General features: G+C 61.3%; 8 protein-coding genes. 6 read left to right on the plus strand and 2 right to left on the minus strand.

Annotated elements, in window-relative coordinates; genetic code table 11:
- The first annotated feature begins 36 nt into the window (after window positions 1–36).
- From JO965_RS44340 to repB, 4 genes are all read left to right on the plus strand, one after another.
- Window positions 37–957, plus strand: coding sequence for a recombinase family protein (locus JO965_RS44340; RefSeq protein WP_203447504.1), 921 nt, complete (start codon window positions 37–39; stop codon window positions 955–957).
- Window positions 958–1,178: 221 nt separating this feature from the next.
- Window positions 1,179–1,685 carry a hypothetical protein gene (locus tag JO965_RS44345; RefSeq protein WP_203447505.1) on the plus strand — a complete coding sequence of 169 codons (507 nt, stop codon included), beginning with the start codon at window positions 1,179–1,181 and terminating at the stop codon, window positions 1,683–1,685.
- A 1,574-nt stretch (window positions 1,686–3,259) separates the two neighbouring features.
- Window positions 3,260–4,492, plus strand: a complete 1,233-nt coding sequence (repA, locus tag JO965_RS44350; RefSeq protein WP_371827048.1) for a plasmid partitioning protein RepA — start codon at window positions 3,260–3,262, stop codon at window positions 4,490–4,492.
- Complete coding sequence (repB, locus tag JO965_RS44355) at window positions 4,492–5,763, plus strand: plasmid partitioning protein RepB (protein ID WP_203447507.1); 1,272 nt, start codon at window positions 4,492–4,494, stop codon at window positions 5,761–5,763. The genes repA and repB overlap by 1 nt, the downstream gene beginning before the upstream one ends.
- Here repB and JO965_RS44360 read toward each other — a convergent pair.
- A complete protein-coding gene (locus JO965_RS44360; RefSeq protein ID WP_203444277.1) occupies window positions 5,760–6,746 on the minus strand; it encodes an IS481 family transposase in 987 nt (328 codons plus the stop codon). The two genes, repB and JO965_RS44360, sit on opposite strands and share 4 nt — an antisense overlap.
- Before the next feature lie 701 nt (window positions 6,747–7,447).
- The gene (locus JO965_RS44365; protein WP_203447508.1) at window positions 7,448–8,830 is read right to left on the minus strand and encodes a peptidoglycan-binding protein; all 1,383 of its coding nucleotides are present in this window, start codon (window positions 8,828–8,830) and stop codon (window positions 7,448–7,450) included.
- A gap of 121 nt (window positions 8,831–8,951) precedes the next feature.
- Between JO965_RS44365 and JO965_RS44370 the strand changes: the two genes are divergently transcribed.
- Window positions 8,952–14,186 (plus strand): alpha-2-macroglobulin, encoded by a 5,235-nt coding sequence (locus JO965_RS44370; protein WP_203447509.1) that lies wholly within the window; start codon window positions 8,952–8,954, stop codon window positions 14,184–14,186.
- Window positions 14,187–14,188: 2 nt separating this feature from the next.
- Window positions 14,189–16,291 (plus strand): penicillin-binding protein 1C, encoded by a 2,103-nt coding sequence (gene pbpC, locus JO965_RS44375; protein ID WP_203447510.1) that lies wholly within the window; start codon window positions 14,189–14,191, stop codon window positions 16,289–16,291.
- Window positions 16,292–16,299 lie beyond the last annotated feature (8 nt).

Here is a 16,299-nt window from a genome sequence, read left to right on the forward strand (position 1 = left end):
CGTCCCTTGCCACGTTCTATGAGGCTTTCACTGCGGATGGCCCCCTCCCCTGCCAGAAAGCGTCTGATTGGCTATGCCCGTGTCTCCACAGAGGATCAGGCCCACGACGCCCAAGTTGACGAGCTACGCGCCGCTGGCTGTGCCGAGATCCACCAGGAGCATGGATCCGGCGCGAGCCGAGCTCGGCCGGTGTTGGCGCGGCTCCTGCGCGAGATCAAGCCGGCTGAGGTTCTGGTTGTGGTCCGGCTCGACCGACTGGCACGCTCAGTCAGCCACCTTCTCGAGGTGATTGAAACCTTGGAGGCCAGAAAGGCACATTTCCGCTCCCTGCGCGATCCCATCGATACCTCGACCCCTCAAGGTATTTTTTCCTTACAAGTGCTTGGCGCCGTGGCACAGCTCGAGCGCTCGCTGATCTCAGAGCGAACACGGGCTGGCATCAAGGCCGCCAAGGCGCGAGGCAAGAAGCCGGGCAATCCGGGCATGCGCGAACGCAGGCCGGAGGCTATTCGGAAGATCGCCCTCGCCCGCGAGAAGGTCTACCTCGACGAGTTGATTGGTGGCGCCGATCGGTGGATGCTGACCGTTCGCCGGATGCGGCCGCATCAGCCTTGGGACGATGTCGTCCGGGTATTGAATGACAATGGCCAAGCTTGGACGGTGGCGCGGCTGCGGCGCGCAGTCGGCAAGCTCGTCTCGCAGCGCATGGCGGACCCTGCCCTCCTCCGCCCTGCCCCACGGAAGACTCCTGAGGATCGCCTCATGACGCTGATCGCCGGCATCGCTATGACCGACTCGAGCCTCTCGTTGCGGGACATTGGGGCGCAGCTGGAACGCATGCGGGAACGGACGCCGCGTGGCGGCCTCACATGGTCAGCTTCGTCCGTGAAGAAGCAACTCGACCGAGCGCGCAAGGCCGGTCTGGCCCTGCCATGCTCCTTACAAGATGCGGTGTAGTCGCTTCGCTGGGAGATGTCCTTACTCAACCGAGTTCGGGCTCCGTCTGGGCATAGACTGCTGAGGTACTCTGCCATCGCGCTCCTGCGCGCTAAGCTGCCCCGGTAGCCATGCACCTAGGATTCAAGGTCAGGTCTTCGACTTGGCATCCCCGTGCGATTGACAGGTGAGCTGTCAGGGGATCACCATCCTGCGGTGGGGGCGCCACAGGAATGGCTGCCATGGACACTTTCTATCACATCCTGAACTGGAAGCTGAAACGAGGCTCACACCCATTCCCCGGCAAAGACGGCGGAACCTGTATCAACGAGGCGGCGATCGTGGCGGCCGGTTTCCCGTACCAGCCGGTCCGAGCCGTCGAGACCATGCCGGCGTGTTTCTCGCGCCCGATCTGCCGCTTGGCGATGCTCCTGAACGATGAGGCTGATGATGCCGAGCGGCAATTCTTGCTCCCGTTCGTCGCCCGCTTGGCTTGTGCTGATACGGCGAAGGTAGAGTGGGAGCGGGAGATCTATATCTCCCAGCACCTGAGACGCCGCATGAGCTTCCAGGATCGGCTCGAGGTCCTGGAAGGCGCATTGGCCATCGGGCGGCAGGCTGACGTACTGGTGACAGAGGAGGTGAGGTCCAGGCTGGATGCTGTCCAACAGAGCGCGAAGGCTCCCACGTCGGTGGCCGACCATCTCAAGTTCAGCAAGATCAAGGCGTGGCTTGTGCCAACTCTGTGAGAGCGCCTCTGGTGACATGGCTCGGAACGGCTCAGTGGCGCCCACAGCGGCCTGAACGTCGGTTGGCCAATGTCCGCGTGTCGGAATGGCAAGCATCATGAGCGTAGATTCGTGGATTCCCTCTCCGTTCACCCAGATCCGGCTGGGACTGCGGTGCAACCGTTCACGTAGTCTCTGTGGCTGAGAATTGGTGCTCTGCCAGCCTCTCGGTTTGCAACACCGCACAGGGCATCACGGTCGCGGCAATAACGCGAAGGGCAGACACATCGATACGGACTAAGGAGGCTTTGCCCTTGGACGAGGCAAAGATCTTATCGCCATCCGACATGGTGTGCACGGGATTGATGGTGCGAGCGAATCCGTCAGCGGTACCCCCATAATTGCTGCCATAGCGTCGCGGAGAACCTGCCCTTCTTCCCCTCTGCTTCACGCAGGGATCTGATGGCGGAACGATGTGGCGGGCCTCGTAGGTGAGGCTTCTCCTTGATCTGGACGAGCAACCAACCTGACGAGCGACTGACCTAACCAGCGAGGCCTTTTTACACATGTAAAATCCTTTGAGAGCGAACCCGGAGCGAGAAGAGCGTTCTGGCTTTGAAGCCTTCTGAGTGGAAACCGTGGTGACACGGCGGACTTCCACTTGGCCTGGATCTCTCTTAGCCGCTAGCACTTTGCGCCGGCAGCTTACATGTCAAACAGTTATCGGCGGCCCCCGGCATGAAGGGGAGGGGCTTTGGCTCGCTTCCTCGAATTTACACGTGTAAAATACGATGTCTTGTGGTCTGCGGCCCCGGACCTGGCAACACATGGCGGTCATCTAATCAAGGAACAGCAGCGGAAGCGCTCTGCCGACATCATACCTGCCAAATATCAGGATCTCAAAACTACCTTTGGTGCTGAAACGGGCAGGGCACTAGAAGCTAAAGGCGACTCCACTGACGTCGCCCGATGGACGTGAGGCCATCGCTGCAGTTTTTACACGTGTAAAAACGTAATGGCTGAGAGTCGATGGCATCGGCTAAGCGATCCCTGCGCCGCCTTGTACTCGACTGAGGTCGTTGACGTCGGGGCCGACCAACCACAAGCGAGAGCTGCTCCACCCGGATTTTACACGTGTAAAATCGAAGGCGGTGTAAACCTCGCACGACTGGAAATCAGGCTTGGACAGTCTGGTTTGGTTCCTCGGCTGCTCTTGGTTTCGCGGTATGCGGAACGGATTACGCCAGTAGGGAAGGGGTGGACTGTTTCAGACCACCTTGCTGCAGGGTTTGATGCGGCATACTTGGCAAACGCGAATCAGACCGGCAGTCGCAGGCGGGCGAGGTTGACGGAACTCTGATCCTCGTCTCTGGGGATGGCAAGCAGAGTTTTTTGCATGTGTTTAAAACACTCTGTCGCTGATAGTTCTCGTTGATCAACAGCTATTTAGCAAGAGCGGCTCAGCAGAAGAACGTGGCCGACGTCTCGTTTCGAACAGCCCTAGTTTAACCTGATGTTAACGTTCCCTGCATTTGATGAGACGGAATTCGGCCGCTCGCCGGCACTTTTCCGTAAGAAGGAGGACCTTGATGGCTCTGCCTCAGCTCAAGAGCGAAGGTCAGGTATCTGCCAGCTCAACATCCAATCGGCCGTCCCGTGTGGGGCTCGACCTCATTGGAGAGCATGCAACCAAGCTCTCCAAAAACCTGCACCGGCAACTTGAGACCGCTTTTCCGCCGCGGGCTCAAAAGTCGTTTCGCAAGCTGACGTCCGGAGAGGTCGCTAAGCTCCTTGGTGTCGCGGACAGCTACCTGCGGCAGCTCTCGCTGGATGGGAAGGGGCCTGACGTGGAGATACAGCCGAATGGCCGACGCCTCTATTCCCTCAAGGACGTCGCGAACCTGCGTGCGTATCTCGACGCAAATGCGAAAGGGGAGAGGCAGTATTTGAAACATCGTAGCGGAAGCGAACACCTTCAGGTGATCGCCTGCACGAACTTCAAGGGCGGATCAGCAAAGACCACAACTGCGGCTCATCTGGCGCAGTATCTTGCCATAAATGGATATCGCGTTCTGGCCATCGATCTGGATCCGCAAGCGAGCCTCTCAGCCGTCCACGGCCTCCATCCGGAGCTCGACGTCCTAGAGAACCAGACCCTTTATGGAAACATCCGCTACTCCGGTGCGAGAATTCCGCTCAAGGATATTATCCGGCCAACCTATATTGAGGGCTTGGAAATTATCCCTGCGAACCTCGAGCTCATGGAGTTCGAGCACGAAGTGCCAATGGCTCTCCAGAACAAGCAGGAGGGAAAGCGCTTCTTCGACCGCGTAAACGGCGCGCTTGAGACCGTGCATCATAACTACGATCTCGTTGTGATCGATTGTCCTCCTCAATTGGGATATCTGACGCTCTCAGCTCTCAGTGCCGCGACGGGCATCGTGATCACGGTTCATCCGCAGATGATGGACGTGATGTCTATGGCTCAGTTCCTGACGATGACCAAGGACCTGCTAAGCGTGCTTAGAAATGCGGGCGGCAATACAGAGTACGACTGGCTCAAATATCTGGTCACCCGCTATGAGCCAAACGATGTGCCTCAAGCCCAAATGGTTCAGTATCTCCGTAAGATGTTCGGAGACTATGTTCTTGACAATGAAATGCTGAAGAGCACTGCCGTCTCAGATGCCGGCATCATGAAGAAGACCATTTACGAAGCCGAGCGCGCGGACTTTACGAAAGGCACAATCGACCGCGCGATTGAGTCCATGAACGCCGTCAACCGCGATATTGAAAAGCTGGTTCTGCAGGCTTGGGGGAGGATCTAATGGCAAAGAGTGCGAAGCGACTGGCAGCGTTCCTCAACACGGAAGAGTCTGATCCTGTGAATCAGGAGCCCGCATATGAGGACAAGCTGCGGGCAGTCTCCGAAACCATCTCCGAGTTAACTGTTGAGCCCGGGCCGAGTGGCGTTCCCGTTATCGTGGAGCCATCTGACAGAAAGTCAGGGGCGGGGGAGGGGGCTTCAGCGACCCTGAGCACTGATCTTGAGATCTCTGATATTGCCCCGACGGTCCCCGCGACGCTCGTGGAGATCCCTGAAACGGTTACGGCGGCACCTCGGAAAGTCGGGAGCGAGAGTGAAACTGAGAATACTTCTCAGGCAGTGTCCAAAAGTCTGCTTCGGCAGAATGCGCCTACAAGCCAAGTGATGAAGCGCTTAAGTACAATGGTTCGTGACGACTCACACGAACTAGAGGACTTGAAGGCACTCGTTGAGAGCGGGCAAACGGTCGTTGAACTAGATCCGAACCTGATCGACGAGTCCTTCATCCGAGACCGAATGGAGGATGGCACTCAGTCGATCGCTGATCTGGCACATCAGATCGAGAGCCAGGGTCAGCTCGTTCCGATCCTAGTAAGGCCTCATCCTCAGCAAGATGGGCGCTACCAGGCCGCTTACGGGCATCGGCGCCTGAAGGCCGTCGCTTCGCTCGGAAGAAAAATCCGCGCGGTCGTCAGGCAATTGACTGACGTTGAGCTCATTGTGGCGCAAGGCCAGGAAAATAACGCCCGACTCGACTTGAGCTTCATTGAGAAGGCGCGATTTGCGGCTGCGATGAAAGCGAAGAAGTTCAACCGTGAGACGATCGCGGCAGCGCTCGGCATCAGCAACCAGTCTCAGATCACCTGGTACTTACAGGTGGTCGAACGGATTCCAGCCACTGTTATCGACGCGATTGGCCCAGCTCCAGAGATCGGTCGCAAGCGCTGGCTGCCCTTGGCTGAACTGTTCCAGAACGATGCATCCGCGCTAGAGAAAGCGAAGGCGTTCATCAAGACGCCCGCTTTTAACGCTCGGGAGACGAACGAGCGCTTCAACTCCGTCGTCGAAGAGGTGACCCGCAAAGACCGGCCAGCACGTGCTGAGCCTGGTTACTGGGAAGCTTCCGATACGCGCGTCAAGGCCACAATCAACTTTACGTCTAAGCGTTGCACGCTGCAGATCGACCGCAATGTCGATGCGGGCTTTGCCGAGTTCGTCGTCAATAACCTAGATGCTCTGTATGCCAAATACTCTGGGCGATCGGAAAGCTAACTGTCTGGATGCGAGACCTCCTTGGCGTGAGCGACGACCTGGAGGGCTTGAGGCAAAGCGTGTGGATCGGGTGGCTTCGCGCGCCGATTGGCCAGCTTCGGCTCAGCGACCAAGCGGCTTCGCACGACCTCGTCCGGTGATCGCCCCTTGAGCACGCGCTGGCGTCTTCTGTTGTAGGCTTGGTTGAAGCCCTTGAGCAGCGTCTCCAGATCCCCATGGCTGTAGATCGTGATGCCGAGCACTTCACGCTGCACCCGTCCATTGAAGCGCTCGGCGAGACCGTTGGTTTGCGGCGTGTAGGGCTTGGTCCTGCGATGCTCCACCTTCAACTGGTGGCAGGCGTCCTCGAAGCCATCAGCGGTAAAGCACGAGCCACGGTCGGTGAGCACGTGGGTGACCTTGAAGGGAAACGCGCGGATCGCTTCTTTGAGGAAGGCAATCGCGCTTATGGCCAGCTCGTCGTCTTTGACGGCCAGGTGCACCCAGCGCGAGCAGCGGTCGATGGCGACATAGAGGAAGCGTTTGCGGCTCTCGCCATTGGCGGTTCTCAGCTTGGGCAGGTGTTTGATGTCCATGTGCACGAAGCCGAGATCGTAGTCCTTGAAGGTGCCGCTCCGGCGCTGGCGCTGCTGCGCCGGTGGCAGGCGGCCTAAGCCTTCAGCCTTGAGGATGCGGTAGACCGCATCACGGTTGAGATGCGGCAGGAAATGCGTGACCACGAAGGTCAGATCGTCGAGCGGAAAGCCGGTGGCCTGCCTCAGGGCGCAGACGATGGCGCGTTCCTCCTCGGTGGCCCTCCAGGGCAGCTTGTGCGGCCGGCTGCTGTGGTCCTGACAGTCTTTGGGGCCGCGCTTGCGCCATTTGCGGACCGTCTCGGTGCTCACACTGAAGCGCTGGGCCAGCACGCCCGTCGGCTCGGATGAGCGGGCAATCTCCTGGCGGACGGCTGGAGTGGTGCGGGCTTGCGGATGAAGGGAGTGCATCATGTCCTCCTGCGATGAGGAGCTCGGCGCCGCAGGCCGTCAAAGCGCCAAGCATACTCCTCAATCGCGCAACGCACTTGGTCCCAACAACGTTCCGCCACCAGACAGCTAACTGTACTCGAAGCAAAGGGCAGCAGAAATGCTGCCCTTTAATCGCTATGGCTGGCTCAAAACGGGCTTGTCCTCACCCGATTGTCACCCTGGACCCAAGGGAGGTGAGTTGACCGGCTACTTTTACCAGCTTGAACGGATCTCGTTGCGCCGCTTGACATTGCCTGTTTGCCCCGTCTGGTCATGGGCCGCCTGAACCTACTGTACATTCATCAGGGCGTGATAAACTGATCGTTTGAAAACGTCTCTCAAGCCATTTTGTTAACCAGGCGGGGAGGGGAGGGCTTCCCCAGAGCCAGTGAAAATGCTTTGAAAACAAGGACTTGAGCAGCTCGGCTGATGAGGGAGGCCGATACAAGCCTCCATAGTCAGATCCCAGATGAAGTAGTTCACGATGCTATCTGACAGAACAGCGGGTATCCCAATATCAGACCATAGCTAATTCCCGTTTAGCTTCATATACGACACTCACACTCAATTATCTCAATAGCTTAACAGAAGCCTCGAAGCGTAGCATTTGGAGTCAGCTGGGCAGATTGGGAGTGGGCCTTGGGCGGTCCTCTCGCTGATCAATTGCAGCGATCGAAGATTTATGACCTACATGAAATCGCCACTAAGGCCGGCTGCACCGACCTAACCATATCGGCCATTTTGAGATTCTGGTTCTCGGATTCAAGCTGCTGACTGAGATGATCCCAAACCGCCCCAGTCAGTTCCGAGATTGGAACGACCGGATAGCTCGAAGCCGGCGTGATGCCCGCAATCGTTCGCCGTTCCGCAGGAATGGGGCCAACCAGTCCGACAAGGGCGCCATGCTGGTCGAGAACAGGCGCTCCACTCGTTCCAGGCTGCAGGGGACCGGAGAGCAGGCCCGTAGCCAGGGTCTGCGCCGGCAGGGCAACAAGACTGGCTTTTCCACCTTCGTCGATGAAGCCGACCACAAGCAGAGAGGAGCCCCCGACAAGATTCCCGCGATTGGCCTTCAGCGGCTCCGCCTTCACAGTATCGGCGAAATCCAGCACGAAGGGGCCTTGGCCGGTGATCTGACGAGGCTTGAGGCCGGACACCTGCACATCCTTGCACGACGCGATGGGGGCCATGGTCACGATCTGCGAACTGCCGATTGCGATCCCTGTTCCGATCACAATCGGCGCCTGGGGCTTGTTCTGACCCTGTTGCGGCGCAGGGACCGGATTCTGGGCGACCGGCTCTGGTGTGGCTTGGGCCGGGAAGGGCGTGAAGCTGTTGGCGATGGCAACGACAAGCCGATCGAACTGAGGGGCGACCGCCTTGTCGTAACCGATCGAGAAGCCGCGCAGGCCTTCAGGCCCGCTGCCGTAGCGGGTATAGAATTTTCCTCCCGCCGTCTCACCCGCGACGACGAACAAATCGGGACGCAGCACCTTGTAGCTCACCACGCGACCAGGGGATTGCATCGCGATGCTGCGGTCGTAGAGCGTTTGCAAGGTCGCATCCGGCGGTGCCGATCGCGTATCGAGCGTCACTCGATCATCCGCACTCTGCCAACGGCTGCCGCCGCTTGGATTCACACTCCGCTTCGGAAGGATCTTCGTCGGGATGCCGATCCGTATCCCGGTCTTCGGATCGTCGACCAAGGTGAATCCGGCGGCACTCCTGGCCCGCTGGGCGGCGGCAAGCAAGGCGGAGTGGGCCTGAAGCGTCAGAATTCCAGTCGGCGGCTGCTGCATCCGTCTTTGGTAGGCCGCGATGGCCGCGAAGGTCTGACGCCCGAAAGTTCCGTCCGCCACGCCGCTGTAATCTCCGGTCCAGATCAAGGCGTCCTGGATCGCGTTTCGATCCGCGTCGACCAGAGCCTCGAAGGCCCTACGCGCGCCATCAATGACGGCGTCAGGGGAGGGCGCTTGCGCCCTGACTGGCTGGGGACTGACAGCCAAGAGGGTAGCGAGCATGAGAGACGACAACACGAATGCTCGCGAGCGGGGATAGTCCATCAGCGAAACCTCCGAATTTCGGATCATTTTCCCAAATTCTGTTGCACTACGCTAGTGTGGGCTAGGCGACCGGGTGCTAAGGTCGAAGCATCGGTCGACAGGTGAATGCGAGGAACATCCCATGATCCGGTCTCTGCTGCGCGCCGTTCTGATTGCTGCAGGCTTGACGGCCTCCGCATTTGCCGCTCAGGCGCAAAAAAGCTTCAGCCCGGGGGATCTGGCAAGTCAGGCCGTCCGGCTGGAGCAGGCCCTGAACATCGAGGGCGGACGCCTGATCGCGGGCAAGCCTGCCCAACAGCTGCGGCGCGAGGGCGACATGGCTCTGGCGCGGAGCAACCCACGACAGGCCCTGAACCTGTTTGCCGCCGCCGTCGCAGCCGAGCCCATGAATTCCGCGAGCTGGTACGGCTATGCCCGCGCGGCGCTCGCCGTTGATCCGGGCAACAACTGGGACGAGCGATCCAAGCTTCAGGAACGGCAGGCAACGGCAGCCTATGCCGCCTATCTGCGGGCCGTGACACCTGCCGACGAGGCCGCGGCGCTTGCGCTCCTCGGCGAAGTCTATGCTGCGCGGGAGGAATGGCGCCCGTCTCTGAACGCCTATGCGGCCAGCCTCAAGGTTCAGGACGATGCCAATGTGCGCTCGACCTATGAGCAGCTGCGCGAGGAGCATGGATTCCGGATCACGGACTTCAAAGTCGATTCCGATGCGGCCTCTCCCCGCGTCTGCTTCCAGTTCTCGGACCCGCTCGCGACCGGGAAGGTGGATTTCGCGCCCTATGTGGCCGTTTCGGGCAATGCCAGTGCCGCCGTATCCGCTGAGGGGCAGCAGCTTTGCGTCGATGGGCTCAAGCACAGCGAACGCTACGCCGTGGTGCTGCGCCAGGGCCTGCCGTCGTCCGTGGGCGAGAACCTGTTAAAATCCGCTGATTACGAGATCTATGTCCGCGACCGCTCGCCCCAGACGCGCTTTACCGGCCGCAATTACGTTCTGCCGAGCACGGGGCAGGAGGGCATTCCGGTCATCTCCGTCAACACGTCCAGGGTCGATGTGGAGGTCTATCGCATCGGCGACCGCAATCTGCTGCCCACCGTGCGCTCCTACGACTTCCTCGGTCAGCTCACCCGCTCCTCCGCAGCCGAGATCGCGCGCGACAAGGGCGTCAAGATCTGGAACGGCACGCTCGCTACCGCATCCGATCTCAACCGGGACGTGGTCACGGCTTTCCCCGTCGCGCAGGCGGTCGGACAGCTCCAGCCCGGTGTCTATGTCATGACGGCCAAGCCCCATGACGGCACGGCCATCGACAACGAAAGCGCCGACGACTGGAGCAACATCGCCACGCAATGGTTCGTGGTGTCTGATCTCGGCCTCACAGCTTTCACCGGCAAGGGCGGCGTGCAGATCTTCGTCCGCTCGCTCGCCAGCGCGGAGCCCCATGCCGATGTGGAAGTCAGGCTGATCGCCCGCAACAACGAGGTGCTGGCGACGAAGAAGACCGATGCCTTGGGCGTGGCCACCTTCGATCCTGGCCTCGCCCGCGGCGAAGGGGGGCTCGCTCCCGGGCTTGTCGTGGCGACAGAGGGTGTCGACTACGGTTTTCTCGATCTCGGGAGTGCGGCCTTCGATCTGACGGATCGGGGCGTGAAAGGGCGCGCCGTCTCGGGCGCCATGGACGCCTTTCTCTACACCGAGCGCGGCGTCTATCGCACCGGCGAGACGGTGGCGCTGACGGCGCTGCTGCGGGACGGCAAAGGCGCGGCGGTGGCGGGATTGCCGTTGACGATTGTGATACGGCGTCCCGACGGCGTCGAATACCGCCGCGATCTGGTGCAGGACCAAGGACTCGGTGGCCGGGCTCTGTCGATCCCGATCCTGTCGGGCTCGCTGCGGGGCACCTGGCGCGTGGCCGCCTATACCGATCCCAAAGGTTCTGCCGTCGGGGAAGCAAGCTTCCTCGTCGAGGATTACGTACCCGAGCGTCTGGAACTGACCCTGACGCCGAAGGTGGACGCCCTGCGTCGCGGGCAGCCAGCTCCCATTGACCTGGCCGCGCGCTATCTCTACGGCACACCGGGAAGCAATCTGGCCGTCACAGGCGAGGTTTCGGTGGCGGCATCTTCGTCCAGCGGTATCAGGGGATTGGAAGGCTACGTCATCGGCCTTGATGACGAGCCTGTGGAGGCTTCGACCACGGAGGTCGAACAGAATGCCACCACCGATGCGCAGGGACGCGTCAGCCTGCAGGTCCCTGTGCAGGAAATGGCAGCGCCGCGGCCGACGGAGGCCCGCATCACCTTGCGTGTGGCCGAGGTGGGCGGCCGAGCGGTGGAGCGCAGCGTGACGCTGCCGATCCTGCCCAAGGGCCCGGTCGTGGCCGTGCGCAAGACCTTCGGCGGGCAGCTTGGCGAGGGCGCGAAAGCAGGCTTCGATGTGCTTTTGTCCGATCCCGCGGGCCGGCGTCTTGCCAGCGGCAATGTCGCCTGGAGCCTGTACAAGGTCGAGCGGCGCTACCAGTGGTACAATTCCGACGGGCGCTGGGGCTACGAGCCGATCAAATCCACACGTCGCGTGGCTGACGGCCGCATCACCGTCGGAGCCGACGGGCCGGCCCGCATTTCGACTCCGGTGGAGTGGGGCACCTACAGGCTCGATGTGAACGCTCCCGATCTCGGCGAGACCGCGCAGACCAGCCTGTCCTTCACGGTCGGATGGTCGGGTGACCAGACGGCCGACACGCCGGACCTTCTCGACATGAATCTCGACAAGGCGAGCTACCGCGCAGGCGAGACGATGCAGCTGCGCCTCAACCCGCGCTTCAAGGGCAAGGCGACGCTGGCGGTCGTCAGCGACCGCGTGCACGACATCCGTGTCGTCGATGTCGCCGCAGGTGGCTCGACGGTCATCCTGCCCGTGCAGGCCGCCTGGGGACCGGGCGCCTACATCGTTGCCATGGCCCATCGCCCCCTCGATCAGGCGGCGAAGCGCATGCCGGGCCGCTCTCTGGGAACGGCCTGGTTCGAGATCGACCGGGACAATCGCGATCTGCAGGTGAACCTCAATGCGCCGGACAAGATCAGGCCGCGGAGCAGCCTCACGCTGCCGATCAAGGTGGCGGGGTTGGCTCCCGGCGAGGAGGCGCGCATCACCGTCGCGGCGGTCGATGTCGGCATCCTCAACCTCACCCGCTACGAGGCGCCCGATCCGCTCGATTATTTCTTCGGCCAGAAACAGCTCTCGTCGGAGGTCCGCGATCTCTATGGCTATCTCATCGACGGCATGCAGGGCACACGCGGCACGATCCGCTCGGGCGGCGACATGGAGCCGAAGGCTCTCGACGGCATTCCACCGACGCAGGAGCCGCTGGCGCGCTTCTCCGGCGTGGTGAAGGTGGAGGCAGACGGATCCGTGAAGGTGGATTTCGACATTCCTGCCTTCAACGGCACCGTGCGCGTCATGGCCGTCGCCTGGACGAAGGATCGCGTCGGCCGTGCGAGCGCCGATGTGATCGTTCGCGATCCCGTGGTGCTGGCCGGCACGCTTCCGCGGTTCCTCTCCATCGGCGATCGCTCCCGCTTCTTCATGCAGCTCGACAATGTGGAGGGGCCGGCGGGCGACTACACGGTCGACCTCGATATCCGCGGCCCCATCCTCGTGGCGGCGGATGCCCTGCGATCCACGATCCGGCTTGAAGCCAAGGCCAAGAACGGCATCACCATCCCAATCACGGCAGCCGGGCAGGGCACGGCGACGGTCAACGTGACCCTCAAAGGGCCGAACGTCACCGAGCTGACGCAGAGCTTCTCCGTCGCAATCCAGCCTGGAACTGGGGTGCTGGCACGCCGGACGGTGCAAAGCATTGCACCGGGGGCAAGCCTTACTCTCTCGAAGGATCTCGTGGCCGATATTCTCGGCGGTACCGGGACCGTGTCGGTCTCGGTCTCGCCGCTCGCGAGCCTCGACGTGCCGGGGCTGCTCAAGGCGCTCGACCGGTATCCTTACGGCTGCACGGAGCAGGTCGTGAGCCGTGCACTGCCGTTGCTCTACGTCAACCGTTTGGCCAAAGAGGAAAACCTTTCGCTCGACGACAAGGCGGACGAGCGTGTGCGCCGGGCCATCGAGCGGATCCTGGCGCGGCAGGATTCCAATGGCTCGTTCGGCCTGTGGTCGGTGGGCGGCGATGACATGTGGCTTGATGCCTATGTCGGCGATTTCCTGACTCGCGCGCGGGAGCAGGGTTTCGCAGTCCCTCAAGTAGCGTTCAATCTCGCTCTCGACCGGCTGCGCAATTTCGTCGCCAACACCACTCAGGTGGAGGACAACGCCGCCGATCTCGCCTATGCGGCCTATGTGTTGGCGCGCAACGGACGTCCGGTGATGGGGGATCTGCGCTATCTTGCCGACACGAAGATGGACGAGTTCTCGTCACCTCTATCGCGTGGCCAAATCGGTGCGGCGCTCGCCCTCCTTGGGGATGGCGCCAGAGCCAAAAAGGCTTTCATGACGGCTGTCAATGTCCTGCAGAGTGCCCAAGATACCAAGAGTCACCGTTCTGATTATGGTTCGAGATTGCGAGACGGGGCAGGTCTTCTGGCCCTTGCGTCGGAGGCAAACAACCTGCCGGCGCTCATTCAACCGGTCTCTCGCGTGATCGAGGAGGAGCGAGGCATTCGGCGGACCAGCACTCAGGAGGAAGCCTGGCTGGTCATGGCCGCCCAAGCGGTGGATCAGGCCACGGAGAAGTTCGTCCTTACTGTCGATGGTGCCGAGCATCGTGGAACCTTTTATCGCACCTATAAGGGTGCTGAACTGGACGGAGTCTCAATTAGCCTCGCCAATGCCGGGAACGCCCCGGTTCAGGCTGTCCTGACAGTTTTGGGCAATCCGGTAGATCCCGAACCCGCCCTGTCTCACGGCTACACGGTGGAACGGAACTACTACCGGCTCGACGGCAGTGAGATTCAGCTTTCGTCGGTTCAGCAGAACGACCGTCTCGTGGTGGTGCTGAAGGTCACCGAGGCGGAGGCCAGGGAAGCACGCCTGCTGCTGGTTGACCGCTTGCCGGCTGGGTTTGAGATCGACAATCCGAGTCTCGTGGACAGCGATACGGTGGCAAGTCTGTCATGGCTCAAGCGGGATGTTGAGCCGGCGCACACTGAGTACCGGGACGACCGCTTTGTCGCTGCCTTTGACCGCAGGCCGGATCAGCCCGCGTTCTTAACGGTGGCCTACATGGTTCGGGCCGTGTCGCCGGGAACCTATGTCCACCCATCCGCACAGGTGGAGGACATGTATCGGCCCGAACGCTATGGACGAACGGGCTACGGTGCCGTTGATATCGTCACGGCACGGTAACGATGACAGGGGAACGACAACGCCGGAAGGCCAGATGGGGGATTGCCCTCGCGGGCACTCTTGCGCTTGTCGTTTCCATCCCGGCTTTCGCATTATGGCACTACACGGAGAGCTTGGGGCCGCTCGACCTGTCCGTTGCGGTAAACCGCTCGACTGTGGTCCTCGATCGCCATGGACAGTTGTTGCGTCCATTCGCGACGAAGGAGGGGCGCTGGCGTCTTCCAATTGAGACAACGGACGTCGATCCACGCTATCTCGCAATGCTCAAAGCCTACGAGGATCGGCGGTTCGACAGTCATTCCGGCATTGATCCGCTCGCGCTTATGAGGGCGGCTGGGCAATTCCTCCGCAACGGCAGGATTGTGTCGGGTGGTTCGACGCTGACTATGCAGGTGGCACGCCTCCTGGAGCCCCGGGATGAGCGTTCGCTCACGGCGAAGCTACGCCAGGTTGTCCGGGCCATTCAGCTGGAACGTCGCCTCTCGAAGGATGACATCCTGAGGCTTTACCTCACGTTGGCGCCATATGGCGGCAATCTCGAGGGCATGAGGGCCGCGAGCCTGTCGTATTTCGGACGTGAGCCCAAACGCCTGTCGTTCAGCGAGGCGGCCCTTCTCGTGGCTCTGCCCCAATCGCCGGAGACGCGCCGTCCGGACCGCTTTGCTCGACCCGCTTTAGTCGCACGCAACCGGGTTCTGGACCGGGCCCAAGAGCGGGGCGTCATCTCTGCGGCAGAGGCCGAAGCAGCCAAGTCCGCACCGATGCCTGACAGTCGGCGAGCTTTCCCGATGCTGGCAGCTCATGCCGCGGAGGCTGCTCTAACGGAACGACCAGACCGGAACACACATCACCTTACGATCGACGCCCGGCTGCAGGACAGCCTCGAGCATCTGACACGGGAGCGGGTCAACCGGCTCGATTCCAGGCTGTCCGTCGCGATCCTGGCAATCGACAACACGACAGGCGAGGTGAGGGCCCAGGTTGGCAGTCCCGATTACATGAGCAAGGAACGGGCCGGCGCCATCGACATGACGCTCGCCGTGCGCTCGCCTGGCTCTGCTCTGAAGCCTTTCATCTATGCACTCGCCTTCGAAGGGGGATTGGCTCATCCGGAGACCCTCCTCGATGACAGACCTTCCCGATATGGCATCTATCAGCCGGAAAACTTCGATCTCGCCTTCCAAGGCACGGTGACCGCGCGCAAGGCATTGCAGCTATCGCTCAACCTGCCCGCGGTCGAGCTCTTAAACGAACTTGGGCCGGCCCGCCTGTTGGCGCGTCTTCGAGATACACAGACGGCGATTGCAATACCGAAGGAAGCCGCCCCAGGACTTGCGATCGGTCTTGGCGGCCTCGGCATTACGCTGATCGATCTGACGCGGCTCTATAGTGGTCTCGCGCGGGGCGGAGAAATGCCCAATCTCGTACGGTATGCCGGCGAAACCCCAGTGCCGGCCCAAGGACGTCGCATCACCGACCCTGTTTCTGCATGGTATGTTTTCGATATCCTGCGCGGGGCTCCGCCGCCGGACAACGCGCTCGCCGGCAGGTTCGCTTTCAAGACTGGCACATCCTATGGCTATCGGGATGCCTGGGCGGTCGGATACGACCGGCGGTTTACGGTCGGGGTTTGGGTGGGCCGGCCAGACGGTACGGCTGTACCGGGCCTCGTCGGCCGAATGGTTGCTGCCCCGATACTCTTCGATGCATATGCCCGCCTTGGTATCGAGTCGGAAGCCTTGGCTGTGCCTTCCTATGCCCTGCAGGCTACGACCGCGTCTCTGCCGCCGCCCTTACGTCATATTAGGAAAGACGTTCCGAAAACGATCGCCTCAACTGTCCAGGCGCCCCTCAAGATTGCGTTTCCGCTAGACAGGTCGAGGGTGGATCTGGGTTTCTCAGAATCATCGGATGAGAAGGGGAGCCTTGTCCTGAAGGCATCAGGGGGCGTGCCGCCTCTGACCTGGATGGTGGACGGAGCCCCTGTGGAAGTCGGCTCCCAGAGGCGCGAGGCGTTCTGGGAGCCGGATGGCGCTGGCTTTGTCCGCTTGTCCGTTATCGACGCAAGAGGCGCCACGGACAGCGTCATGGTGCGGCTGGAATGAGATTGCGA

It is taken from the genome of Microvirga sp. VF16, assembly GCF_016864375.1.
GTDB lineage: Bacteria > Pseudomonadota > Alphaproteobacteria > Rhizobiales > Beijerinckiaceae > Microvirga.

Excerpts from the sequence above, each read along its gene's own strand:
- JO965_RS44340 (WP_203447504.1), top strand. The coding sequence starts at position 37 with ATGGCCCCCTCCCCTGCCAGAAAGCGTCTGATTGGCTATGCCCGTGTC.
- JO965_RS44345 (WP_203447505.1), top strand. The coding sequence starts at position 1,179 with ATGGACACTTTCTATCACATCCTGAACTGGAAGCTGAAACGAGGCTCA.
- repB (WP_203447507.1), top strand. The coding sequence starts at position 4,492 with ATGGCAAAGAGTGCGAAGCGACTGGCAGCGTTCCTCAACACGGAAGAG.
- JO965_RS44360 (WP_203444277.1), bottom strand. The coding sequence starts at position 6,746 with ATGCACTCCCTTCATCCGCAAGCCCGCACCACTCCAGCCGTCCGCCAG.
- JO965_RS44365 (WP_203447508.1), bottom strand. The coding sequence starts at position 8,830 with ATGGACTATCCCCGCTCGCGAGCATTCGTGTTGTCGTCTCTCATGCTC.
- JO965_RS44370 (WP_203447509.1), top strand. The coding sequence starts at position 8,952 with ATGATCCGGTCTCTGCTGCGCGCCGTTCTGATTGCTGCAGGCTTGACG.
- pbpC (WP_203447510.1), top strand. The coding sequence starts at position 14,189 with ATGACAGGGGAACGACAACGCCGGAAGGCCAGATGGGGGATTGCCCTC.